Origin of the sequence: Paenibacillus radicis (ex Xue et al. 2023) (assembly GCF_024722015.1) — a bacterium.
Taxonomy (GTDB): Bacteria; Bacillota; Bacilli; order Paenibacillales; family NBRC-103111; genus Paenibacillus_S.
The window spans coordinates 105,487-131,965 of sequence record NZ_JANQBD010000005.1; the positions used below are offsets into that span (position 1 = coordinate 105,487).

Here is a 26,479-nt window from a genome sequence, read left to right on the forward strand (position 1 = left end):
ACATCAACATTTGCTCTAGAAGGAGGAGATGGAGCTGAACTTAACCAACAAGGTTGAACGTTGGGGCATCTATGAATTAATGCTGAATGCGGATGAATCCTGTGCGGAAAATTTTTTTTCCGATATTCGGCTTTCCGCCCAATTTGAACATCAGCTGCACACAGCTGAAGCGGAAGGCTTTTACGATGGTAATGGGCAGTACTGCATCAGGTATATGCCAAGGCAGGAAGGCGTTTGGAAATATAGAACATCAAGCAATCATTCGAAACTGGATGGACTCATAGGAGAATTTACATGTACAGAGGCTTCTTCTGATAATCATGGGCCTATTGAGGTAAAAGATCATACGCATTTTCAATATGCGGATGGGACACCTTACACTCCGATCGGTACGAACTGTTATAACTGGCATCAGCAAAGCGAACAGGTACAGGAGCTAACGCTTCGTTCACTTGGCAAGTCCCCGTTCAATAAAGTCCGTATGAACGTTAGTCCAACTGCGGATTTACTTAATAGGACTTACTTCTCACATCTGGAAGAGAGAATACAGGAGCTGGCAGTCTTAGGTATTCAAGCTGAACTTATGCTGTTTCAATCCGAGGATGGAGGAATGGGAGGTATCAATAGGCTTTCTCCTGAAGAGGAGGAGCGATACCTGCGTTATGTTATTGCACGGCTTGGGGCTTACCGCAATATTTGGTGGTCGTTCGTTAATGAGCCCGACGACAATCGGCATAATGGGTCAAAAAAGGACTGGAACCGATTAGCCCGAATAATTAAAGAATACGATTATGGCTCTCATTTACTTACTATTCTTAGCCCGCATAGGGGTTATGACTTCGGAGCCCCGTGGATAACTCATGTAAGCATTAAACATACGGATGTAAGAGTTGCCTCGGATTATACTAAGCAATATGCCAAGCCCGTTATTATCGAAGAATGCGGCTGCGAAGGAAACCTGGATACCCGCTTAGGCAGCTTGACTCCGGAGGAGCTTGTGTGCCGAATATGGGAGGGGCATCTGCGGGGCGGCCATGTGACCCATGGAGAAACCTATTTGGGGGATGATGAGCTGTTATGGCAATTGCATGGCGGCGAGCTTCGAGGACAAAGCGTCCAGCGGATTGAATTTATGCAGGGTATTCTGGAAGATGCTCCGCATCATATGACCTACAGCAGCGACAGGCTTGATGCCGCTACCTTGGAAGTTAGAGGGGAATACTATTTGCAGTACTTTGGCCCCCATCGGTTTGCATTCCGCGAATTTGCGTTACCGGAAGGAAAATATCAAGCAGATGTGATTGACACCTGGAACATGACGATTGCCCCTTTAACACAATTGTTGGAGGGACGGTTTCGAATCAATCTTCCAGGAAAGCTTTATCATGCGTTAAGAATTCGAAAGGTGTCAGGCTGCTCATAAAAAATAGCTGAATCAAGGGAGAGATCTTTCATGGAGCAAGTGCGTAAATCAATTGGAAGCTCAAAGTTATGGTACGAGAAGCCTGCGAGATCGTGGACGGAAGCTATGCCAATCGGTAATGGACGGTTGGGCGCGATGGTTTTCGGGAAAGTAAACACGGAGAGAATACAGCTGAACGAAGATTCCGTATGGTATGGCGGACCTGTTGATGGGGACAATCCGGATGGCGCCAAATATTTTCAGGAAGTACGTCATTTGCTAATGAAGGGCAAGCAGATTGAAGCCGAAGAGCTGGCACAAATGGGTTTAATGTCGATACCTAAATCTTTGCATCCGTACCAGACACTCGGTGAAATGCATTTATACCATGATGGCGAGAAAAAGATGATTTCCAACTATTACAGAGATTTGGATATTCAAGATGGCATTGCCCATGTCAGCTACTGCCTTAACGATATTTTGCATGAAAGGGAAGTATTCAGCAGTGCGGTTGATCAGGTTATTGTAGTTCGCCTTACATGCGATCGTCCGGCGAAATTAAATATTCGGTTAAATTTGAGCCGGAGGCCATTTGACGAAGGGACGAAGAAGATTTCATCAGATACAGTGGCAATGAGCGGGGAATGCGGAAAAAATGGCGTTACGTTCTGCACGGCGGTAAAGGCCGTTTCAGAGGGCGGTTCGGTCAGTGTTATCGGTGATTTTCTGACCATTCGTCAAGCGGAAGCGATCACTCTCTATCTCTCTGCGGCGACAACCTTCCGGCATTCGGATCCGCAAGCGGAATGTATCAGGCAGTTGAATTATGCTGCAAGCAAAGGGTATGAGCGGGTTAAGCAGGATCATGTGTCGGATCATCGGAGCAAGTTTCAACGAGTGAAGCTGGAATTGGCTAAAGATGATGGTGAAACCGCTTACCCGGCCACAGACGTTCGGCTTCAGCGCTTCAAGGATGGTGAGGCGGATCCAAAGCTGGTCGCTTTATATTTCCAGTATGGACGTTACCTGCTAATGGCAAGCTCCCGTCCAGGTTCGAATCCCGCCAATTTGCAGGGGATCTGGAATGAGAGCTTCACCCCTCCGTGGGAATCCAAATATACGATCAACATTAATACCGAGATGAATTATTGGCATGCAGAAGTATGCAACTTGCCCGAATGCCACGAACCGCTATTTGATTTGATAGAGCGTATGAGGCCGAATGGCAGAAAAACGGCACAAAGGGTGTATGGGTGTGGAGGATTTGTAGCCCATCATAATACTGACATGTGGGGAGCGACCCAGATTGAAGGAAACTTTATGCCGGGATCGATATGGCCGATGGGGGCTGCCTGGTTGTCTTTGCACTTATGGGAGCATTACCGGTTTGGATTGGATGAAAAATTTCTACGAGATAAAGCTTATCCTGTGATGAAGGAAGCGGCGGAATTTTTCTTGGACTACTTATTCGAGGATAAGCAGGGGCGTCTTATTACAGGTCCATCCCCTTCTCCGGAAAATAAATTTATCGGCCCTGATGGCAGCGTGGGTTGTCTGAGCATTGGTGCTTCAATGGATACACAAATCGTATACACGCTTATGCGGGCCTGCATGGATGCATCCGAGATTCTGTATAAGGATGAGCCTTTGCGTGAGAAATGGGAGCATGTTCTGAAGAAGCTGCCTAAACCACAAATCGGGAAGCACGGGCAGCTGCAGGAGTGGGTGGAGGATTGGGATGAGGTTCATCCGGGTCATCGCCACATTTCCCACTTGTTCGCCCTCCATCCGGGGGAAATAATTCATGTGCGCCACACTCCGGAATGGGCAGAGGCGGCCAAGCGGACGTTAGAGCGCAGGCTGGAGAATGGAGGCGGGCATACGGGCTGGAGCCGTGCCTGGATTATTAATTTCTTCGCGCGCCTGGAGGAAGGAGAGCATGCTTACGAGCATCTTCGATTGCTGCTGACGATCTCAACACTGCCCAATTTATTTGACAATCATCCCCCGTTTCAGATTGATGGAAACTTCGGAGGAACAGCAGGTATTGCAGAGATGCTGCTCCAGTCGCACCGTGGAGAGCTCACCTTGCTTCCAGCTTTGCCAAGGGAATGGAAAACCGGCAAATTCAGCGGGTTTCGCGCCCGTGGAGGGTATGAGGTTGATATGGAGTGGGAGGAAGGACAGCTGCTCCGTTGTGTCATCCGAGCTACCAAAACCCAGCTATGCCGTGTGTCCTGCAGGCAGCCTCAGCTACCTCTCTATGTGGAGTCGGACGGGAAACAAGTCGAAACTTCAGCTGCCGGTTATTTGACCGAGTTTGAGGTTATCGAAGGCCATACCTACGTGCTTCAGGCCAACAAGGTGTCACAAAGCGCAGATACAAAAATGGTTGAAACGATCTAAATAATACACTGGAAGCAGCGAACAGGCCATCGGAAACGATGGCCTGTTCGCTGCTTCTGCAATGTGGTTCAATAATCCCTTAAAAAAGCATGAACAACCTATACATGATTTTTTGTGCTGGTGTAATCTAGAAATCAGAGAGGTGAGAATATGGAATTTATTAGACCTGAACATTATTTGCCGAGAAAACAGCACATCAGTGATGTGAACAAATATGGAATCGGTATGATTGGCTGCGGAAGCATAGCCAATACTGCACATCTACCTGCTTATACGAAATACGGATTAAAAATTGCTGCTTGCTGCGATGTTAGCGAGGAGGCGGCGCGTGCTACAGCGGAAAGATTCAATATTCCGTTTTGGACAACGAATGTTAATGAATTGCTCGAAAGAGAGGATGTCGCGGTTATCGATTTGGCTATCCATCCCGAGCCAAGGCTGGAAGTGCTCAAACTGATCGGCATAGCACCACGGCCGGTTCTATGCCAGAAGCCGCTTGCGCTTAGCCTGGATCACGCCAAGCTGCTCGGATCTGAGGCGAATCGGCTTGGCATTACGCTTGGAGTAAACCAGCAGGCCCGTTGGGCTCCTGCACATAAAGCGCTAAAGCTGGTGCTGGAGCAGGATCTGATCGGCGACATCTACAGCATTCACCATGATATGCGTTCATTTCAGGATCAAGCGGGCCGATGGTGGACGAATATGAAAAACTTTAACATCGTGGATCACGGTATTCATTATGTGGACTTATGCCGTTATTTTAACCCTAATCCGCAGCAGGAATGGTCCAGGGTACATTGCACAACTGCCCAGCTGCCTCAGCAAAATGCGATAGATCCGCTGATCTACTCAGCGAACGTAGAGTTTGGCCCTAAGGGCGGGCGTAATCCATTGATGGCAAGCCTGCATTTCAATAATATTGCCAAAGCAAACCGCTCTCACAGCAACACCTGGTGGGTGGATGGCACAGAAGGAAGCGTGTGGTGCACGCAGGATACACTGTATATGGCGCTAAACAAGCATAAAAATGTCGTACATGAGATTCAGCTCAAGGGAAGCTGGTTTCCCGATGCATTCGCGGGATCGATGCTGGCGTTTATTACTTCTATTGACCAAGGCTTACTCCCGCCGGTTACGCCTGAAGATAACCTGCAAACCATAGCAATGACTGCAGCCATGGTCTCATCAAGTGAAGAAGGCTGTGTGGTGGAGAGAGCAGATGTGCTGAAAGGATGCGATAAGTAATGAATAAGCTTGGATTTATGAGCTACGTATATATGGGCTGGTCTGCTGAGGATATAGCCGAAAACGCTTGCAAGCACGGTCTGAAGTACATGCAGTTGGATCCGAAGCAAAAGTTTCAGATCATGGATGATGAACCCTTTTCACCGATTCGTATTGAGAAGCTTCGTACTATTTTCGAAAATAAGGGCATTTCTATAATAGGTTTATCCGGGTATACGAACCTGCTGAATCCCAATCTCGCTAAACGGGAGGATAAGCTTGCGCAGCTTGAGAAGATGATAGACCTATGTTCGGCTTACGGAACAAGGTATATCGCTACGGAGACTGGCAGCCTTCACCCGACTAATGCTTGGCGTGATTACGAAGGAAACCGCTCTCCTGAAGCATGGGAGCAGCTGCTCTCCATCGTTGATCGCTTGCGCAACCGTGCGGTAAAGAACGGAGCCGTTCTTCTGGTGGAAGGCTTCGCCCTCAATGTACTTGCAACTGTGGATCAAGCGGCTTGTCTCATCGAGCAGCTTGGCAGCGAAGGCTTGGGAATCATTATGGACCCATTCAATTACTTCACGCAGGAGGATCTAAGTAAGCAGGAAGAAGCCATGGCTCATGTTTTTAAGCATATAGGTCCATATAGTCCGATTGCCCATGCGAAGGATTCTCTATACAACGAGGAGGGCTTTACAACCCCTCGGGTGGGAGCAGGCCAAGCCAATTGGGATGTATACGCAGCCTATCTGGACAGCTGTATGCCGGAGGTGCCGTTAATTCTGGAGCATGCCAAGCCGGAGGAAATAACGGATTGTGTAGCGCTGATTCAGCAAGCGTTTGAGAACGCAAAGACAGGCAGGGAAGTGAAGGACAGTTATGGCGCATAAACCTAGATTAGGCATTCAAGGGCCAGTCGTTGCCTGGCAGGATTCATGGGCAGGGGATGCTTCAGACCTCGTGATGCGGACGGGAACAGGAAGTGTTTGTCCTTCCCAGGACCCGAAGCCTGAACCGGCTGCTTTCCTAAACATATTGAAGGAGCTACACGCAGACTTTTACGTGCACCATGTGATTCCGGGGTTCGAAGGGGATTCATCGGTATTGGAAGACGTTGCGCGTGCAGGATTGGATATTTGTCTGGGCAATGAATATGGCAATATAAACGGGCCTTGGGTGGAAGGAACGAACCGTTATGACGTGCCTGATGAAATGATCGTGGAGGCTGGACACATTGGACGCTGTATCGGTTTGCTGTATGACGAGCCCGAGCATTTGCAAATTAATGCCGGGCAATATCGCAAAGACGGATGGTTTCCCCATTGGGGGAGCACAGAAGGGCTTCGATTGGAAGCAGCGCGCAATAAGGTGGAGCATGCGGTTCATTCACGCGTTGAACATGTTCGAAGCGTCTTAATGAATGCTGAATTAAACAATGTGTCCATACCGTTGATTTCGGAGCAAGTGTTTCCGACCCAGTTCCATACTTTGGCCAAAGCAGGTATGGACCTGTGTCCCAAAATTATGAAGGAATCATTCCAGTCGCTGCAGCTATCTACCGCATTGGGCGCAGCTAAGCAGTATGGAAGAGCGATGTGGGTATGCGCTGATTTGTGGGGACCCGATACCGGAGAATGGTTTACAAGGTTCCACGGGTTTCCAGGTCACTCTCCGCAAGAATTTGAATCAGCCTTGAAGCTCGGTTATTTGATGGGGCCGACCCATTTGTTTACCGAAAATATCGATGTTCTTCTGAAGCATACGGGCAGCGGATTCGAAAAGACGGAATTTGGAGAGGTATGGAAACAGTTTACGGGCCAATTTGTACCCGAACATCCATTAACTTGGGATCATTCACAGGCTGATCCAGACATTGTGATCATTCATTCGGACGATAGCAACTACGGGCAGAATGAAAGACTATTCGGCAGCTCGGAGCTGGTCGGTTCAGCGGCTTCACAAAGCGTTTTTCAAATTTGGCATCTTCTCAGTCGAGGAACGATACCTGCCCACGGCAGTTGCATGCATATACCGGGTTATAGCTTCCCAAGACATGAATTGAAGCGGGAAGTACCGCTTGAACAATTTCCTCTGGCAAACGGCTATCCTTGTAAGGATGAGAATCGAATACATCCTTTGTTTTATCCCGTTAATAATGTTCTCGTATATGACGAGCAAGTCAGCGCGGAACGATTGGGCCAGCCCAAATTAATAGTGGCGGGGGGCTCTTCTCTTTCATCAGATACATTAGCGGCGGTCATCCAAAGAGCAAATGATGGAAGTGTAGTTGTAATCGCTGATTGGCTGCTGCCTGCAAGCCTTCCGAAGGAATGGCTATCGAGTGGAAAAAGGGGCCGTGGCCTGTGGATCGTGACTCATGACTTTTTGGAGGGTCGGGTCAGGGAGGCTGTGGAGCCATTCTTGGGAAAAGACAGCTGCTGGATGCAGCGTTTCGGCACAACAGAAGTAAGAATGTCACCCAAGGACAGTCGAGGCTTCACCCTTGAGTTTGAACTTTATGGTACAGGAGGGCATTTAATTGGAGCAAACTAGGCATCAAGATCCGTTCGCGGAAATCGCGTTTCGTGAGCATCCGGGAAATAAAGACGAACTGCGAGAGATTCCTCCTGCAGCTTACGATAAACAATATTTTACTCCGGGATCGGAAAAGGCAGGTAATGCCGCACTGCTTCCATACGAGGCACAAATGGCCCTTTTTCACGAAGATCTGGCGCTGCTGCGTGAGACATACCGCCCGTTCATGGCCAATTTAACACCTGCTCCTGCTTTGAGCCGCAAGCGGCAGCATTGCAAGCAATTTCAATTCCGCTATCATTCCCAAGAGGATGCCAATTTTACACGTGTATTGGAAGGGGAAGGGGATTGGGAATCGGTAACCGTACCTGATTTTCGGGGACCAACAGGTGAGAATGGGAAATGGACCGGATTTTACAGGAACGAATTCACTTATGCCTCCATTCCAGATGGAAAGAGAGTATACCTCGTATTTAAAGGGGTCGATTACAAAGCTAGCGTATATTTAAACCGCAAGTGTATCGGCAGTCATGAAGGGTTCTTTGCTCCGTTTGAATTCGATGTTACTGATTTTTTACAGGAGAATAACACGCTTGTTATTGAAGTCAGCAATGATTACTCAATGATGGGGGTAGGCGGCACCAAGCTGGATGGGGATAAAATGTATGCGGCTACAGGTCCTGGATGGGATGATCCCTACAGCGGCTGGAATCATTGCCCACCGGGAGCCGGGATCTACAACAGTGTCTATTTGGAAGAGCGGCAGCCCTTATTTATTCAGGATGTGTTCGTTCGGCCGAACATTGATGAAGACTTTGTAGAAGTATGGGTCGATGTGGTCAATACAACAAACCGGCTGCTGGAGAATTTCGAGCTCAATCTCGAAGTCATACCGAGGAATTTCCGCGGGCCAGGAATTGGGCCCATGTCGTTTCATGTGTCCTATGCCGGACCGGGAGTCAATTATTATCGCTATAAGGTTGATTTTCCGAAGTTCAAGCTGTGGAAGCCGGAAGAACCTTTCTTATATGTGGCACGTGTTGGCGTAAATAATTTGTCAGAATGCCTGGATATTCTGGATCGCAATTTCGGTATGAGAAAGTTTCATATGGATGAGGAGAATACGCCAAAAGGTACGCTTTATCTCAATAATGAACCGATTATTTTACGGGGCGCCAATGAGATGGGGCATCTGCAGCAATGTGTGATGAGGAATGACTTTGACCAACTGATCGATGATATTTTGATAGCGAAGCTGGCTCACATGAATTTTTACCGGATTACTCAACGACCTGTTCAAGAGGAAATATATGATTATTTCGATATGCTGGGCATGATGCATCAATGTGATCTGCCCACATTCGGATTCATCCGTCGCAATCAATTCGTTGAAGGAATCAAGCAGGCTGGGGACATGGAGCGACTGATTCGCAGTCATCCATCCTCGGTAATTGTTTCTCTGATTAATGAACCGTCGCGAACGGAGAAACGGCGCAAGGGACACAGACATTTACACCGTAACGAGCTGGAAGCTTTTTTTGTCGCAGCGAGACAGGCGATTTTTGTCGAAAATCCAGATCGGGTAGTCAAAAATGCAGATGGGGATTACAATCCGCCGACACGTGAAGGGCTGCCTGATTTTCATTGCTATAACATGTGGTATACGAACAATGGCATATCTGTTGGAAAAATGTACAAAGGCTTTCTTCCTCCGATCAGAGAGGAGTGGAAGGCCGGCTGCGGTGAATACGGAACGGAAGGCTTGGACAACTACGAGCTGATGATAAGCCGCTATCCTGAAGAGTGGCTTCCGGACAATGAATCGGCTGCATGGATGCCAAACCGCATTAACGGAGCGCAAACCTATGCTCACCATGGGGATTGGTACACCGAGCAGCAAACGATTCACAGCTGGATTGAAGCCAGTCAGAAGCATCAATGCTTGGCGACCAAGCTGATGACCGATGCTTGGCGCAGAAGGGCGGATCGCGTAGTTTCCACAGCTATTCATCTCCTGATTGATGCATGGCCCTCCGGCTGGATGAAGGCTCTCGTAGGAGCCGACCGAATACCGAAGCCAGCTTACTTCACCTATAAGCATTGTTTGGAGCCGGTTCGCATTCATTTAAGAGGTGACAGGTGGAAGGTATATGTTGGGGAAACGATGGAGATAGAAGCTTGGCTGCTGAATGATACGGCTAAGGAATATGAGAATTGCCGTGTTGTGGCCACGCTTCGTGACGATAATCGGGATTACGGCAATTTTGAAATTACCGGTGCGCTTTCGGCGGCAACCTCTCAATATGCGGGGACGATCCGTTTCTCCGTGCCTATGGTTCAGGATAGACAGAGCCTGCATGTGGATGCCTGCTTATTGAATGAAGCTGGAGAGGTTATAAGCACGGAACGATTTACTTTCGAAACGTTTGTTAAGGCAAATAACGAGAAACCGGATAAAGTTATCTACATGGATGCGGAATCCGAGCTGCTTGGTTCGCTTCTGGAAGTGGACAGAGAGCCTTACGAGGAATCAATGAAGCAGGATGGGACGTTAGTAGTTTCATCCAGAGAGCTATTTATTCGTCATCAAACCTCTATTCTTGAAAAGATACGCAACGGTGCTACCGCTTTATTTATTCTAAATCGTTTCGATTCGGAGCCTTGGGATATTGGGGAAACAACGGTTCAGACGTCCAAGCTCCGTGAGATTTACACGCTTGCTGTGGATACGGATAATCCGCTTCTAAGCTGGATGAAGCCGGATGATCTATCTTATTTATATCACTTGCCCAATGACCGAATAGAGGGCATTTCCAACTGCCATTTGCAAGGTAATGGAATTGAGCCGATTGCATTTGCCTATCACGCGAATGGTGAGCTGAACGGGAAGCGCAAGCTGCCTTTGGTAGGCTCGAAAAAGCTTGGAAAGGGTCGGATTTTCTTCTCCTGCCTGCCTCTATCAGGCAGATTGGGCTTCAATCCTACATTGGATCGTTTCTTGATCTCGATACTAGGGGAAAAAGGAGGCGACAGTGAATGCACTTGTACGCCATTGCTAGCAGAACCAAGCAACAACGCGCTGAGTTAAAGGTTAGTGAAGCGGGACCCGAACTGGCGCTACTCAGTGAAGGCAAGGAAACACCTTATTATTCGGGGTTTTTGAATGATATGTTAGTTTATTCCTCCGGAAAGCCTTGGCGTTCCGATCTTGCGGGACTTCAGAATGTGCAGGTTTCTTCCCGGGATGATGGAGGGACTAATAACGATACGAATCATATGAGCAACCGGATGATTCAAATCAGCGGAACTCTTGGAGCGCTGAGCTTCTCAATGGCGCTGTTATTCGATGAACAGGATGCGTTCAAATTGCATGTTGCTTGGACAAACACGACGGATCAGACTTTGCATGATGTCGCTGCAGGAATACAGTTCAGCTTGCCTAAGCGGGAGAAGGAAATCATAACGATTCCCGGTGTGATTTATAATAACAATCCTTCCTCCGACCCGCAGCGTCTTGTTCCAAGGCTTGGCACAGGCGAACATAAAGGGGTTATCGTCGAAGAGCATCGGCTCCCGATTCCTTGCGTGAATATAGAGTGGAAGGAGGCTGGCGAGTCTCGATATTTATCTTTATTATCGATTCCTGCTTATGTGGAAGGTTTGGATGGAACCGTTCATTATGGTTCTCTCGGAGCGATTCAGGAGGAGAACGGATCGGTACTTGCAGCTATGAGCGGAGTGTTGATGTTTAATGGCGACAAGGATATTTGCTATATGGGAAAAAGTAAATCAGAGCCGTATAGCGGCGGGTATTTAGACTTTATGCCCGGGTTCACGTTGGCAAAGGAATACACGCTGGACTGGGGGACGATTTCCACTCCGGGCAGAGGCTTCCGCGAAATCGTTCGCAAAGGATTGGACATATTCCAACTGGAGGGCTCCAAGCCGCTTTCCCTGGAAGAAATCATTAAGCTCAAAACAAACGCGATGGATGACCGATGGAGGACGAATGAAGAGGGAGCAGCCGGATATGTAAAATTTAGCGATTCCAATTCATTCGGCAATGTGTCCAAGCGTCCGCTCCATTATATGTATGGATGGACGGGACAATGCTTGAAGCTGGCCTGGTGTGATGCCCGTCAAGGGTTTGCTCAAGGGGAAGAGGTGCGAATTTCCCGCTGCAAGCAGGCTGTTGACTTCTATTTGAGGGCGAGCCGTACGGATCTTCCAGGTATACGACGGAGCTCTTACCGTATCGAAGATGGACAATGGGATGACTTCAGCTTGAATAAGCAGCCTGTCATTGCGAGCAGGGCTAGCGGAGAGACGATAGCTGATTTAGCTGAAATTGTACTTTTATTCCAGGATCAGGGCAGGGATATTCCTGCCTCCTGGGTCGAAGCAATTCGCGAGTCCGCCGATTTCTATGTGTCAGGGGTCTTGACCTCGGGCATCTTTCCGGCAGCATGGCTAATGGACGGCACTCCGGCTGACGAGATGATTACTGCAGCGGGGGTTCCGTGCTTAATTGCTCTTGTTAAAGCTTACCGGGTGCTGGGAGATGAATTGTATTTGGCAGCGGCTGAAGCTGCGATGCAGCGCTACTATGAGCTGCATGCCGAGACGTTCGAACGGCCATTTGCCCGTTCTACGCTGGATGCCAAATGCGAGGATAAGGAAGCGGGGATGTACTTTTTCCTGGCGGCATATGAGCTGTTTATTTTGACTAGCAAACAGCAGTATGGGGAATGGGCTGAGCTATCGGCAGACTGGCTGCTTACCTTTGTATATATGTGGAAGCCTGCTTATGATAAGGGCTCAAAGTTCGAGGAAGTCGATTTTAACGCTATAGGATGGCCCACGGTAAGTGTGCAGAACCATCATTTGGATGTGTTCTTCCCGACTTATGAGTTATGGAAGTTCGGCAGGTTAACGGGCAAGCGGCAATATGAGCGTATAGGCCAACTATCATTCGATGCTATGGGGCAGGGAATATGCAGGGAGCAGGGCGATTGGAGCTTCACCGTTATTGGCGAACAGGGAGAAGGCTTCTTTCAAACCCGGTGGCATCACCGAGGGCATAGCAACAAGTGGAATCCGTCTTGGGTTATAGCCACTGTTTTGCATAATGCCCTGCGCTTTCAGGAGGAAATAGAATGATGGATCAAGAGGGGGGACAAACCACGTGAACAGCAGGACAATTCCGGATTGGGAAAATATAGAGGTATTAGGACGGCATACAGAGCCGCCGCATGCCGGATTTATTTCGTATGAGGATATGGAGACGGCTCTGGACAATGAAAGGGCTGCATCGCCTTTTTTCCAGTCGTTGAACGGCAATTGGAAATTTTATTACGCGGATAGCCCTGATAAGGCTCCTGCGAATTTTTATGAAGCTTCTTATGCGGTAAACGACTGGAATACGATACCGGTTCCCGGCAATTGGCAGATGCACGGATATGGCCGCCCTCATTATTCCAGCAGCTATTATCCTTTTCCCATTGATCCGCCTTATGTACCTAATGATAATCCGGTAGGCTGTTACCGTAGAAGCTTTGGCCTGCCTCATTCCTGGGATAACCGCCAAGTGTTTCTTGTATTTGAAGGGGTCGACTCGGCTTTTCACGTTTGGATTAACGGGCAATTTGCAGGGTACGGACAGGGCAGTCATCTGCATTCTGAATTCAGAGTGACCTCGCTGCTGCAGCCTGGAGAGAATACGATTGCTGTTCAAGTATACCAATGGAGCGATGGAACCTATCTGGAGGATCAGGATAAATGGCGGTTAAGCGGCATATTTAAGGATGTTTATGTGAAAGCAACGCCGGATGTCCATATTCGGGATATTGCGGTACAAACACAGTTTAGCGAAAATCGTCAGGATGCCGAGCTTGGGGTCAAACTTCATGTGCGAAATTATGCTGATTCTGCTCAAGCTGGGCCGCATCTAGTGAAGCTGATGTTGCTGGATGATGAGCGGCAAACGGTTTATGAAAGCGCAGTCGGAAATGGCATTCAGCTTAACTCCAATGAAGAACAGACGCTAAGTATGGATATTCCCGTTATGAATCCACGTCAATGGTCGGCCGAGGAGCCTAATTTATATGCACTCGTTGTGAGCCTTGAGGATGAGCAAGGGAATGTGCTTGAGGTTGGAAGTGTGTCGGTAGGCTTTCGGGATATCGCGATCCGGGATGGACAGCTTTTTGTCAACGGAAAATCCGTTATCTTGAAGGGGGTTAACCGCAATGAGTTCCACCCGGAACTCGGGTTTACGACACCTTACGAGTCGATGATCGAGGATATTCGATTGATGAAGCAGCACAATATGAATACTGTACGCTTATCCCATTATCCGAATGATACACGTTGGCTCGATTTATGCGATCGATATGGATTGTATGTTGTTGATGAAGCGGATTTGGAAACCCACGGCTGCCATTTTATCGAAAATGAGAGCTATCTGGCCGAGCAGCCCGAGTGGAGGCAGGCATTCCTTGACCGTGCGGTTCGCATGGTGGAAAGGGATAAGAACCACCCATCCGTCATTATTTGGTCACTCGGAAATGAATCGGGCTATGGGCCTAACCATGATGCGATGGCTGAATGGATGCGCAAGGCTGACCCAACTCGTCCGATCCATTATGAACGCGCTAAAGACGCACCGGTCGTTGATGTCGTCAGTTCGATGTATCCGTCCCTGGAAGCGTTGATCGAAGAAGGGGAGAAGGATGATCCCCGGCCATACCTGATGTGCGAATTCGGGCATGCTATGGGAAATTCCGTAGGCAATCTGAAGGACTACTGGGATGCTATTTATAAATATAAGCGGCTGCTGGGCGGTTTGATCTGGGAGTGGACGGATCACGGTATTGTGCAGAAGCTGGAGTCAGGTGAGGAATGGTATGCCTATGGGGGTGATTTCAACGATCATCCGAATAGCGGACATTTCTGCATAGATGGATTGCTGTTTCCGGACCGTACAGTTAAAGCTTCGATTATGGAGTTGAAAAAGGTCATTCAACCGGTCGTAATAGAGCTTAGCGATATACACTCCGGAACTGTGACCATTTGTAACCGCTATGATTTCAGAACCTTGGAGCATTTGGAAGCTTCTTGGTCGCTAATATGCGATGGGGAGATTGTAGAGCAAGGGATACTATCTGAGCTGGATGTGCCGGCTGGTGAACATGCTGCTGTTACGATTCCTTGGACGAAGGAATTAGCCCGACTTCAAGGAGAATGCTGGCTGCATATCCGTTTCACCTTACGTGAAGCGGTAAGCTGGGCTCCGCGAGGCTTTGAGATTGCTTGGGTCGACTTGCCGCTGGCTGCTGCGGAACGGAAGACTGCCGGGAGAACCGTAAGACTGGATTCTATGCCCCGGCTCCAAACGGTTGAGACGAATACAGGGGTTCACCTTTACGGAAATGATTTTTCTATTAGCTTTGATAAAAGGAGAGGGGTTATGACCTCCTTCGATTATAACGGCGTACCGCTTTTGGCTGGCGGCCCTAAGGTTCAGCTGTGGAGGGCAACGATCGATAATGACAATCGCCAATCCAAGGAATGGAAGACGTTTGGTTATGACCGGCTGAATCATCGCATGCATCAGTTTTCAGTCCATCCTTATCACCGTTCTGCTGTCCAAGTGCTGATCAAGTCAACAATTGGAGCAACTGCCTTGGGGAATGCCTTTACAGTCTGGATGACCTATACGGTTTATGGCTCCGGTGATGTTCTTATCACCACTCGTGTTGTACCGAGAGAGGGCTTGCCTCCGCTGCCTCGGCTGGGCTTGCAGATGACGATGCCTGGTGGATTCGATCAATTCTCATGGTTCGGGTTAGGGCCTCACGAATGTTACATCGACCGGAAAGAGAGCGGGCGGCTCGGGGTATACAGCGGTTCCGTGCAGGACCAATTCGTTCCGTATATTATGCCGCAGGAAAATGGCAATAAGACGGATACCCGTTGGGCATCTGTGACTAATAAGCTCGGAACAGGATTATTCATTGGCGGTATGCCACGGCTGGATGTGAGTGTAAGCCATTATTCGACTGAAAATTTAACGAAAGCGAAGCATACGTACGATTTGCAGCGGCAGGCTGAAACCTTCATAAATATGGATTACGCCCAATCTCCAATAGGAAATCATAGCTGCGGGGAAGCTCCACCACTTGATAAATATTTGTTGAAACCGCAAGATACTACGTTTTCACTGCGATTGAAGCCATTCTCTACAAGGGATCATTCGCCTATGAAATTAAGCAGACAGCAGCTGGAAACAATTGCTGAGGCTTCAAACGTAAATGAGCCGATGCTGAAGACTTCGATAAGGAAACAGGAGGTAGGGATATGATCAGCCGTAAATTTCCAAAGATGATGTTCGGCGGCGATTATAATCCGGAGCAGTTTCCTAAGGACATTTGGAATGAAGACATGCGGCTGTTTCAGCTGGGTGGAATTGACATAGCTACTATTAATGTGTTCGCTTGGGCCTTGAATCAGCCGGATGAAGATACTTATAACTTCGAATGGCTCGATGAAGTGATGAACAAGCTTCAGGAGAATGGTGTACGCGTATGCATGGGCACCAGCACAGCAGCACATCCGGCATGGATGGCAAGGAAATATCCGGATGTACTAACCGTGACCTCGGACGGGAAGAGGAGGAAATTCGGACGGAGGCATAACTCCTGTCCGAACAGTCCTACCTTCCGCCACTATGGCGGATTAATGGCCAGAAAGCTGGCGGAACGCTATAAGGATCATCCTGCTTTGCTGCTCTGGCACGTTAACAATGAGATAGGAAACCGCTGCTTTTGCGATAATTGCGAGAGAGCATTTCGGGATTGGCTAAGAAAGCGGTACGGCACGATAGAACAGCTGAATCAGGCTTGGTACACCAAGTTTTGGGGTCACACCTTCTATGACTGGGAAGAAATCGTTCTGCCAAGTGCGCTAACTGAAGGCTTATCTGGTGGTAATTCCGATCAGACCGCTTTTCAAGGAATTACGCTTGATTTCTTCCGGTTTAATTCCGACAGCTGGCTGGACAGCTATCTAATTGAATACAACGCGATCAAACAGATCATACCGGATGCAATCGTAACGACCAATTTTCAAGGCAATGGGACCTACAAGCCGCTTGATTATTTCAAATGGGCGCCTTACCTGGACATTGCGGCGCTTGATATTTATATCGAGAATCATACCCCGGAGAGCTATATGGCCATGAGGTACGATCTGATGCGCAGCTTGAAGAACGGAGCTCCTTTCATGCTGATGGAGCAAAGTCCAGGCGTTATTAACTGGAAAACGGTTAACCCTACGAAGCGCCCCGGCGTGATGAGGCTTAGAAGCTATCAAGCGATAGCCCGCGGTGCAGAATCGGTTATGTTCTTTCAGCTTCGTCGCTCGCTCGGCGCTTATGAGAAATTCCATGGAGCCGTTATCGATCATGCGGGTCACGAGCATACGCGAGTATTTAGGGAATGCGCAGAGCTCGGCAAGGAGCTGCAGCAGCTAGGCGATCAAATGCTGGATTCGCGTGTAGCAAGCAAGGTTGGCATTTTGTTTGACTGGGATAATTGGTGGGCAGTCGAGCTCGGTGGAGGGCCTTCGGTTCATTTTAAATATTTGGATCAAGTTCAAAGCTATTATGACGCCTTGTATGACAACCAGATCCAGGTCGATCTGATCCATGTGGATACGGACTTAAGCTCCTATGATTTGGTGCTGGCGCCTTTCTTGTATATGACGAAGCCCGCATATGCTGAGAAGCTGGAACGATATGTGGAGAATGGCGGAACGTTCGTGACCGGTTTCTACAGCGGGATTGTAGATACGAACGATAAGGTTATTCCGGGCGGCTATCCAGGAGAGCTTCGCAGGCTTCTCGGGATCTGGGTGGAAGAGATCGATGCCATGTTTCCGAATCAGACGAACCAAATGATCATGCAGCAGCCGTTAGGGCAATTACAGGAACAAGAATCCTATGAATGCAGGCTGGCCTGCGAGGTTGTTCATCTGGAGGGAGCAGAAGCCGTAGCTGTATTTGGCAGCGATTATTACAGCGGGGCTCCTGCTTTGACACGCCACAGGTACGGTAAGGGGGAAGCTTGGTATGCAGCCACCGATCCCAGCGCTGAATTTAAACGGCATTGGCTGAAGGCGTTATGCCATCACGCAGGCATCTATCCGTTGATGAAGGCTCCAGTTGGAGTAGAGGTTACCCAACGTGAGAAAGATGGCGTTCGCTTCACCTTCCTGCTGAATCACAGCGATCAGGTTCAAACGCTACCTGTTGGCGAGCACGAGCAGTTGGAGCTTCTAAGCGGTGTCAACGTACAAGGCGATATAGAGCTCCAACCGAAGCAGGTCATGATTCTTAAGAAGTAAATATAAGAGAACCGGCAGATGTTGTCAGGCAGGTTCTCAGAAGGAGGCGATTGCTCATGAGTGGAAGCGAGCAGCTGCGCAGTAAATTCGAACAGCCATCGGTTGAATATAGGTCTGCTCCATTCTGGGCATGGAATGATGACCTGCAAGAGGAAGAGCTAGTGCGGCAAATCGAACAGATGAAGGAGCAGGGAATGGGCGGTTTTTTCATCCATTCCCGAGACGGTTTGGAAACCGATTACATGGGCCGCGAATGGATGGATTACGTTCGGACAGCCGTTCAAACTGCTGAACGGCTTGGTATGCAGGCATGGCTGTATGATGAGGACCGCTGGCCGTCCGGCTTTGCAGGGGGGCTCGTGCAGGCTAGTGGCGGGGATGCCAATAGAGCCAAAGGGTTGACGATGGAGGTGTGCCATCCAGGGGATTCGTGGAATATAGCGGATGCTGCTGCTTTGTTTAAGGCAATCATCGATGAGAGAAGTTTGATTCGCTGTGAACGTCTGCCAATTAACGAAGCGCCTACGTTGGATGAAGATGAAGTACTGCTCGTTTTTCGAGTGGAGGTGTCGGAATACAGCGAATGGTTTAACAACGAAGCGCCGCCAGATAATTTGAATCCGGATACGGTGCGGACGTTTATCGATACCACCTATGAAGCCTACAAGCAAGAGGTTGGAGGGCAGTTTGGCACAACGATCCGTGGTGTGTTCACTGATGAACCGAGCATTCATGACCGTCATTGCAGGTTCACAGAAGGACGGGGATGGATTCCGTGGACATGGACATTCCCGTCGTTTTTTCAAGAACGAAGGGGCTACGATCTTCTGGATAGCGTCCCCTACATGTACTTCAATGGGGAGTACTCCTCGCAAGCCCGCCATGATTACTGGAGGACGATCACGGAAAGGTTCAGTGAAGCGTACTCCAAGCAGCTCGGCGATTGGTGCGATGACAACGGAATCGCTTTTACAGGCCATTACCTATGGGAAAACAATATGGGCACAGCTACCCGCGTATGTGGGGCTGTTATGCCCAATTATCGTTTTCAGCAGGTTCCCGGTATCGATATGCTGAATGAGCAAACAAATGAATATATCACTGTGAAGCAATGCACAAGCGTAGCGAATCAATACGGAAGAAAGTTCGTGCTTACGGAAACGTACGGCTGTACGGGCTGGGGCTTTACGTTCGAAGGGCAAAGATGGATTGGCGATTTCCAATATGTCCTTGGAGTTAATATGAGATCGCAGCATCTAGCGCTCTACTCGATTAAAGGGTGCCGGAAGCGGGATTACCCTCCTGTGTTCAACTACAATACAAGCTGGTGGAAATACAATCATGTAGTTGAAGATTATTTTGCCAGACTATCGGCCATCTTGACGGAGGGAACCCCGGTCCGGGATATTCTCGTGCTGCACCCCTCCTCCACAGCGTGGAGTATGGTCGGTACAGGACCTTATGGCTTCCCGGCCAGGGGCAAGGACAGGGATGTCTCGGCTACGAATACATTCGGACATGAATTCAACTCTTTTCTCGGCAAGCTGCTTAAGGGGCATTACGATTTTGATCTCGGCGATGAGACGATCATGGCGGAAACGGGAGCGATACAGGGAAGTAAGCTGGCTGTAAACCTCGCCGCATATAGTGTCGTAGTGATTCCGCCAATTAAGACGATGCTGCACAGCACCTATCGGCTGCTGCTGGATTTCCTGGATGCAGGAGGGAAAATAATCGCGGTTGGAGAGAGAGCATCCATGCTTGAAGGCAGGCCGACAGATCTGCTATCTCGGCTCTATGAGCATCCTAACCTTACACAAACTCAAAACGCTCAAGAAACGATAGGGGCTTTGGTTCATATATCCCCTCGGAGAGTTAGTGTAACCCATGCCGGCTCTAAGGAGGAGGCTCCCGAGTTTCTATATATGCTTAGGGAGATGGATGATTGCCGTACTTTATTTGTCGTAAACAATGATCGTAAAGGCTCGCATCGGGTTCAAATAAAGATGGAAGGCAGCGGATGCCTGGAAGAGTGGGCAGCGCTGACTGGCAGTACACAGCCAGTTGCAGCAGCCGTAAACGATGGCTATGTACACTTCGCTGCAGATTTTGGACCGGCAGAATCGAGATTATACATACTGGATAAGAATAAAGCTTCGATATGCGAGAATGATTCGACGATCGGATCAATCGGGATTATTGAAGGAACCGGTTCAAATTCTGTTGAATGCTGTGAGTCCATGCAGGAGCTGGAAACGGTCAGCGGGTTTACCCGCACTATGCCCAATGTGCTGACTCTTGACACCTGCTATTATCGGCTTAATGAGCAGGAGTGGTCCGAAGAAGCTGATGTGTGGCTGGCACAAAAAGAGATTCGAGATGCTCTGGGTATGAGACAGGTGTATGGCAATGGTCTTGAGCAGCGATACAAGTGGATTAACAAGCCGCATCCGGGGAATGGCGCTCCTGTGCAGCTGAAATTTACTTTCCATGTTGCTGCATTACCACAGGAGCAGGTTCATCTGGTAGTGGAATCTGCAGAATACTATGAAATAACAATGAATGGTGCTGCTGTGCTTAATCAACCGGATGGATGGTTCCTCGACCGGTCGTTCGATAAAATTCCACTCTCTGGATTAATGGAAGGACGTAATGAACTGGTTTTATCCTGCAGCTACCATAATCGAATGGAAGTAGAGGATATATATATCATTGGTGACTTCGGGGTGGATCTCGACAGGAAGATTGTAGCGGAACGAGAGACGCTGGAATTAGGCGATTGGTGTACGCAAGGTTATTTCCATTATTGCGGCAGCATGATTTACCATTTCAACCTGCCGGGACAGAACCCAGCTGTAACGAAAGCTCGGACTTTACTGGAGCTTCAAGGCTATTCTGCGGTTATGGTGGAAGTCAAGGTTAACGGACATCTGGCAGGGCATGTGCCTTGGAGGGCTGCTAATCTCCTTGATCTGACAGAGCATCTTCAAGATGGAGAGAATCGGATAGATATCGAAGTGATGGGAAGCCCTCGTAATATGCTGGGTCCGTTCCATCATCGGTCCGGGGAGCCTTCAACAACAAGCTGGGCATCGTTCCGCAAAACGGGCAGCGATTACACACCTGAGTATCGATTGCTTCCATACGGATTGTTCGACCCAATCAAATTGTACCGATTGAATGTAGAAACGGAGGTTCGAGCATGAAAATAAGATACGGGTGGAAGCAGTCCCTTGCTTTACTCATCTTGTGTACTGCACTGCTGCTGCCTGGAACTGTTGACGCTGCAGTTAAATATTCTACTTTTACTAAAGACAGCTATGGCAACCTGATTTGGCTTCAACCGGCTTATTATCCGATCGGTGTTATTGGTCAGGATTTATATGTACCGGATCCGGCTAAACCCCAAGTGAAAATGAAATCATCCATGAAAAATCCGAAGGATATATTCGTGGATAAGAACAATGAGATTTATATTGCCGATTCAGGTAATAACCGAATTGTCCATATGAATGAAAAAGGCAAGCTGCTTAGGTACATTACATTACCGGAAAGCCCGCTTTCCAAGCCCGAAGGCGTCTTTGTGACCAAGGACGGAGATATTTATATTGCGGATACAGGCAACAAGCGGGTGCTCCAGCTGGACAAAAACGGCAAGCTCCTGAAGGAATTTAAGCGGCCGGAATCTCGATTTATCGCCGATACATTCGTTTTCGAGCCAGGCAAAGTGATGGTGGATGAGCGCGACTTCCTGTACATCGCGATCCGCGGCGGATACGAAGGGCTGATGCTGCTTGATCCGAACGGCAAGTTTCAGGGCTTCTTCGGGGCCAACAAAACGGCGCTTTCTCCGCTGGATGCATTAAAACGAGGATTATACACGAAGGAAATGTATGCCAATGAAGTAGCAAAAAGACCGGAAACGATAAACAGTGTCGCCACGGATAAAAATGGTTATATTTACACGGTCACTGGCGGAACGGCCAAAATTGACCAATTAAAGAAGTTGAATATTAAAGGGGATAATCTGCTACGCAGCTCCCAGAAATCATTCGGCGAATACCGTGCTATCGATGCTCAGCCGGGTCTTAGTAAAACCGGTGCGAGTATTCCTCAGCTGATCGATATAGCGGTTGACCAGAACGGTAATATGATCGTGGTGGACCAGCAGTTCAAATATATTAGCAATTATGATGCGTCAGGCAATCTTTTATATTTCTGGGGAGGTCCCTCAGCCGTAGGCTCCTCGCAGGTTGGCTTGCTGAAAAGCCCGGTCGCCCTGGATGTGAACTCAAGGAATGAATTATTCGTTCTTGACGATCAGGAAAATATTGTCCAAGTATTCCGCTTATCGGAGTTTGGGCAAAAGGTGGATCAAGCGAATCAACAAACCCTTGCCGGTTATTATGAGGCTGGGGAAAAGCCTTGGCAGGATGTACTTCGCATGAATGCGCAGTTCACGCCCGCTATTCTTGGTTTAGCCAAATCAGCTTTCAAAAAAGAGCAGTATGAGGACGCCAGAAGGCTGTTTAAAGAAGCGGGGGATCAGCAAGGCTATTCCAATGCCTATTGGCAAATCCGGATGCAATGGTTCCAAACGAATTTCTCCTGGATAGCGAGCATCCTTTTATTCGGAGGGATTTTATGGTTTGTGCTTGATAAGCTGACTAGCAAGAGCGCGTTTCGAAGTCGCCTGCGCAATCGGAATCAGAAGTCAAAAGCTCAGTTTATAGCTAATTTCCGGCATGCTATTTACACTTTGAAGCATCCGCTGGATGGGTTTGTGGCGGTACGCTATGAGGGTAAAGGAAGCTACCTAAGTGCCGTGCTCATTTTGCTTGCCGTGTATGGGGCTTTATTGGTTAAGGATATCGTCACGAGTTTTTCCTTTAATGCAGCGACCTCCATCGATATTTACTCTATCTTCACGCAGTTTTTCATTGTATGGCTTGCCTGGATCATTTCCAACTACCTGGTGAGCTCGATCTATCGCGGTGAGGGACGGTTTAGAGATATTTTTATCGGCAGCGCTTATGCATTGGTTCCTTATATAGTCGTTGGCATTCCGTTAGCTGTTATTTCCAACTTCATGACGTTGAACGAGTCATCCATGTACAGCTTTGTAGCCAATGGAATGATGGTTTGGATTGGCTTGCTTATGTTCTGGAAAATTCAATGCATTCATAATTACAGCGTAGGCGAGACCGCATTGAACATTCTTCTTACGTTGTGCACGATGCTCGTTATCGGTGTACTAATCTTTGTTACGGCCGGCTTGACTAACGATTTGATATCCTTATTTTATGAAATGGGCCAGGAGTTGATTTTAAGATGATATGGATAAACAAGCTAAATAAACCTGTAACCTATGTTACCGTCTTACTCTTGGCCGTTGTCCTGCTTTTCGTCACCCAAGCGAAGTTCGAATTCAAGGCTGATCAAAAGGAGCGTACCTTCGCACCGGTACAGAATGATTCAGGAGCTGCGAAAGGCGTTCCGGCTCAATTGCCTCAAGAGAGCGATTTTAAAAAAGTGGCGGAAAGTGATGCTCTCCGATTAAATATGGATGAGAAAACAGGACATTTTATTGTGGAAGATAAAAGGAATGGCAACGTGTATCGTTCGTACCCGAATCCGCAATATTGGAGCCAGGAAACGATCTCGGAGAATTGGAAGAAGCATTTGAGCTCACCGCTCATGGTTCAGTATGTAGATTTTTCGAAAACGATTCTGCAAGCGAAGGAAACGAACTTTGCCGCAGAAGGTGGGCGCGTGAAGGATGTTCAAATGATTCCCGGAGGATTCTCTCTGATCTATGAGCTGCCTGCATCCGGATTTACCATTCCCGTACAGGTTAAAGTAGAGAATAATTATGTTGAGACCAAAATCGTACGCGAGGGCATTAAAGAATCCAACATGGGGCTTATATGGGTGAGGCTGTTTCCATTCCTCGGGGCCGATTATTCCGCTGGCCAGGATGGGTATATGCTCATACCGGATGGAGCCGGAGCATTGATACGGTTCAAGGAAAACCAGTTGAATGTGAACAAGCTGTACGATGAAAGCGTGTATGGACAGGATAATGCCTTCGGAGGCATGAACAACAACCGGAACCGCATTATGATGCCGGTATTCGGTATGAAGGCGGACTCCAAGGCTTTCGTGGCCGTACTGGATAAAGGTGAGGAGTATGCTGAAATCGTCGCCTCTCCTTCAGGAGTCTTGAGCAACTATAACTGGGTCACCGCACAAATGAATTTCCGCGCGAGCTTTCTTCAGTTCACAAGCCGGAATTCTCCGGATGAATGGGGATTTGCCGCCTATAACAAGGATGAGCTGTTCGGCAGCGACCGTGTTGTGCGCTACTATCTTTTGGACAATAAGAAAGCGGATTATGTAGGAATGGCTCAAACTTATCGGGATTACTTAATGAGCGAGAAGGGGTTGAAGCAGCTGCCTGCTGCTGAGCCGAACCTGCCTATGCATGTGGATATTATTGGCGGAGATCAGGAGAAGGGGGTAGTCAGTGACCGCTATTTGAACTTAACCAATACAAGCGATGCCACGCAAATGATTACTTCCCTGGAGAACAAAGGGGTAAAAAATATGTCGCTCACTTATATGGGTTGGCAGGATGGCGGCTACAGCTCCTTTGGTAAGACATTGCCCGTTGATTCAAGCATCGGTGGAAACAGCGGGATGAAAGCGTTCATTGATCATGCGCATCGCTCAAAGTTCCGCGTTTATTTGGACACGGAGTATGCAGCGAACAACACAGGGGGCGGCGGCTTCGACGGGAAGTTCCATGCTATGACCAATTTGGCAGGACGCAATATAACCCTTGGCTTGCTGTACAACAATTCAAGGGTACCGATGGTTAGCGAGAAATTTAACGAAGCATCGGTGAAGAAGGATTTAAAGTTGTATAAAGAAATGGGTGTTGACGGACTAGCCGTTAATCGTACGGGACAGCGATTGTTCAGCGACTATAACACGAGCTATGGCTCTCCCAGAAATGAAGCGAGAAATACGCAGGAACGAATATTGAAAAATATTAAGGAAGAGCTCGGCGGTGTACAAGGGAAAAGCTCTAATTTCTACGCTTTGCCTTATATTAATCACATTCAAACGATGATTTATGATCATTCCTATGATCTGTTCACGGATGAAGCAGTGCCATTCGCCCAGATCGCAGCCCATGGCTTAATCACTTATTCCTCTGAATATGCGAACAATCGGCAGGAGGATGTGAAGGACTTTTTACGCGATATCGAATACGGCGCTGTTCCTTCGTTCATATTTACCAGGGCCGAAACCAAAGATTATGTGAATGCCTATGGAATTCGCTATTATAATACTTACTTTCCGAACTGGGTATCATTCGCCGCAGAACAGTATAAGCAATATAACGATGCGCTCGGCGATGTGCAAAGCCAATTCATCAGTAATCATAAAACGTTGGCGGATAATGTAAAGGAAACGACCTATGCCAATGGAAAGCGCATTGTAGTCAATTATAATCTGGAGCCGTACCGTGACGAGGGTCTAGATGTGCCTGCACAAAGCTTCATTGTTATTCAGGGAGGAGGGGCTAAATGATGAAAAGAAATATAAGGCTTCGTTCGTCCTTCTCCGAGTACCTCGAAGGAATGATCTTCATAGCGCCATGGTTTATTGGATTTCTCATATTCATGGCCTTCCCTATAGGCTATTCCTTGTTTATGAGCTTTCAGAAGGTAACCATTACGGCAACAAGAACGACGACTCAATATGTGGGATGGACTCATTACCAATATATCCTGTTTGAAAATGGGAGCATTTTGTACAATGATTTATTGCCATTTCTAAGGCAGGCTTTGTTTATGATTCCGATTATCGTGCTTTTTGCATTGATGATTGCGATTATACTGAATCAAAATTTTGCTGGCCGTACCTTTTTTCGCGCCGTATTCTTTCTTCCCGTTATTCTTTCGACCGGTGAGGTTGTTAAGGAATTTTTGACACAGGGGGAAGGCGATCTTGGTTTCATGTCCAAATATAACGTTTCGGGACTTATTAAGGCCAATCTCTCGGCGACTTGGTCGGGCCCGTTGGTTGGGATTCTCGACTCCTTCGTATTGATCCTTTGGTATTCCGGGGTACAAATCCTGATCTTCCTCGGCGGAAGACAGACGATATCGAATTCTGCATATGAGGCGGCGCGGATCGATGGTGCAGGACCATGGGAAACCTTTTGGAAAATTACGCTTCCGGCCATGACTCCGTTTATTTTCCTGAACTTAATTTATACGGTAGTCGATCTATTCACTTTTCCGACAAACCCTATTTTGCAAAGGGTCAGAGACAGCGAGTATGGACAGTACAGTGCGCTAATCTGGATCTATTTTCTCATTATCAGCTTCTTCCTGGCCATCATCTTCATTGTTTTCCATAGAGCTACCAGATCGCAAAGACAAACCAGCTAATAGGCAGAAGCATATGTTTGACAGGTTGGAAATAAGA

13 protein-coding genes are annotated in these 26,479 nt (G+C 48.1%); all 13 read left to right on the plus strand.

The window, feature by feature from the left end; translation table 11 throughout:
• Window positions 1-28: 28 nt before the first annotated feature.
• The 13 genes from NV381_RS08550 (at window position 29) to NV381_RS08610 (ending at window position 26,442) form a co-directional block, all read left to right on the plus strand.
• Complete coding sequence (locus NV381_RS08550) at window positions 29-1,423, plus strand: DUF5605 domain-containing protein (protein ID WP_258212852.1); 1,395 nt, start codon at window positions 29-31, stop codon at window positions 1,421-1,423.
• Window positions 1,424-1,453: 30 nt separating this feature from the next.
• Window positions 1,454-3,808: a glycosyl hydrolase family 95 catalytic domain-containing protein gene (locus NV381_RS08555; RefSeq protein WP_258212853.1), complete on the plus strand. Its 2,355-nt coding sequence runs from the start codon at window positions 1,454-1,456 to the stop codon at window positions 3,806-3,808.
• 150 nt (window positions 3,809-3,958) lie between these two features.
• Window positions 3,959-5,053 carry a Gfo/Idh/MocA family protein gene (locus NV381_RS08560; protein WP_258212854.1) on the plus strand — a complete coding sequence of 365 codons (1,095 nt, stop codon included), beginning with the start codon at window positions 3,959-3,961 and terminating at the stop codon, window positions 5,051-5,053.
• A complete protein-coding gene (locus NV381_RS08565; RefSeq protein WP_258212855.1) occupies window positions 5,053-5,928 on the plus strand; it encodes a sugar phosphate isomerase/epimerase family protein in 876 nt (291 codons plus the stop codon). The genes NV381_RS08560 and NV381_RS08565 overlap by 1 nt, the downstream gene beginning before the upstream one ends.
• Complete coding sequence (locus NV381_RS08570) at window positions 5,918-7,591, plus strand: hypothetical protein (RefSeq protein ID WP_258212856.1); 1,674 nt, start codon at window positions 5,918-5,920, stop codon at window positions 7,589-7,591. The genes NV381_RS08565 and NV381_RS08570 overlap by 11 nt, the downstream gene beginning before the upstream one ends.
• A complete protein-coding gene (locus NV381_RS08575; RefSeq protein WP_258212857.1) occupies window positions 7,578-10,661 on the plus strand; it encodes a glycoside hydrolase family 2 protein in 3,084 nt (1,027 codons plus the stop codon). The genes NV381_RS08570 and NV381_RS08575 overlap by 14 nt, the downstream gene beginning before the upstream one ends.
• Complete coding sequence (locus NV381_RS08580; protein ID WP_258212858.1) at window positions 10,610-12,733, plus strand: hypothetical protein; 2,124 nt, start codon at window positions 10,610-10,612, stop codon at window positions 12,731-12,733. The genes NV381_RS08575 and NV381_RS08580 overlap by 52 nt, the downstream gene beginning before the upstream one ends.
• 25 nt (window positions 12,734-12,758) lie before the next feature.
• Window positions 12,759-15,935 carry a glycoside hydrolase family 2 TIM barrel-domain containing protein gene (locus NV381_RS08585; protein ID WP_258212859.1) on the plus strand — a complete coding sequence of 1,059 codons (3,177 nt, stop codon included), beginning with the start codon at window positions 12,759-12,761 and terminating at the stop codon, window positions 15,933-15,935.
• Window positions 15,932-17,977 (plus strand): beta-galactosidase, encoded by a 2,046-nt coding sequence (locus tag NV381_RS08590; protein WP_258212860.1) that lies wholly within the window; start codon window positions 15,932-15,934, stop codon window positions 17,975-17,977. The genes NV381_RS08585 and NV381_RS08590 overlap by 4 nt, the downstream gene beginning before the upstream one ends.
• 56 nt (window positions 17,978-18,033) lie before the next feature.
• Window positions 18,034-21,183 (plus strand): glycosyl hydrolase, encoded by a 3,150-nt coding sequence (locus NV381_RS08595; protein WP_258212861.1) that lies wholly within the window; start codon window positions 18,034-18,036, stop codon window positions 21,181-21,183.
• Entirely contained in the window at window positions 21,180-23,312 is a 2,133-nt protein-coding gene (locus tag NV381_RS08600; RefSeq protein WP_258212862.1) for a YIP1 family protein, read from the plus strand. The genes NV381_RS08595 and NV381_RS08600 overlap by 4 nt, the downstream gene beginning before the upstream one ends.
• On the plus strand, window positions 23,309-25,576 hold the full coding sequence (locus NV381_RS08605; protein WP_258212863.1) for a DUF5696 domain-containing protein: 2,268 nt from the start codon (window positions 23,309-23,311) through the stop codon (window positions 25,574-25,576). Before NV381_RS08600 ends, NV381_RS08605 begins: the two co-directional genes overlap by 4 nt.
• Window positions 25,576-26,442, plus strand: coding sequence for a carbohydrate ABC transporter permease (locus NV381_RS08610; protein ID WP_258213010.1), 867 nt, complete (start codon window positions 25,576-25,578; stop codon window positions 26,440-26,442). The genes NV381_RS08605 and NV381_RS08610 overlap by 1 nt, the downstream gene beginning before the upstream one ends.
• The last annotated feature ends 37 nt before the right edge of the window (window positions 26,443-26,479 follow it).

What these genes read in the sequence shown, in the direction of transcription:
- NV381_RS08550 (WP_258212852.1), top strand. Translation starts at nt 29, where the DNA reads ATGGAGCTGAACTTAACCAACAAGGTTGAACGTTGGGGCATCTATGAA.
- NV381_RS08555 (WP_258212853.1), top strand. Translation starts at nt 1,454, where the DNA reads ATGGAGCAAGTGCGTAAATCAATTGGAAGCTCAAAGTTATGGTACGAG.
- NV381_RS08560 (WP_258212854.1), top strand. Translation starts at nt 3,959, where the DNA reads ATGGAATTTATTAGACCTGAACATTATTTGCCGAGAAAACAGCACATC.
- NV381_RS08565 (WP_258212855.1), top strand. Translation starts at nt 5,053, where the DNA reads ATGAATAAGCTTGGATTTATGAGCTACGTATATATGGGCTGGTCTGCT.
- NV381_RS08570 (WP_258212856.1), top strand. Translation starts at nt 5,918, where the DNA reads ATGGCGCATAAACCTAGATTAGGCATTCAAGGGCCAGTCGTTGCCTGG.
- NV381_RS08580 (WP_258212858.1), top strand. Translation starts at nt 10,610, where the DNA reads ATGCACTTGTACGCCATTGCTAGCAGAACCAAGCAACAACGCGCTGAG.
- NV381_RS08590 (WP_258212860.1), top strand. Translation starts at nt 15,932, where the DNA reads ATGATCAGCCGTAAATTTCCAAAGATGATGTTCGGCGGCGATTATAAT.
- NV381_RS08595 (WP_258212861.1), top strand. Translation starts at nt 18,034, where the DNA reads ATGAGTGGAAGCGAGCAGCTGCGCAGTAAATTCGAACAGCCATCGGTT.
- NV381_RS08600 (WP_258212862.1), top strand. Translation starts at nt 21,180, where the DNA reads ATGAAAATAAGATACGGGTGGAAGCAGTCCCTTGCTTTACTCATCTTG.
- NV381_RS08605 (WP_258212863.1), top strand. Translation starts at nt 23,309, where the DNA reads ATGATATGGATAAACAAGCTAAATAAACCTGTAACCTATGTTACCGTC.
- NV381_RS08610 (WP_258213010.1), top strand. Translation starts at nt 25,576, where the DNA reads ATGAAAAGAAATATAAGGCTTCGTTCGTCCTTCTCCGAGTACCTCGAA.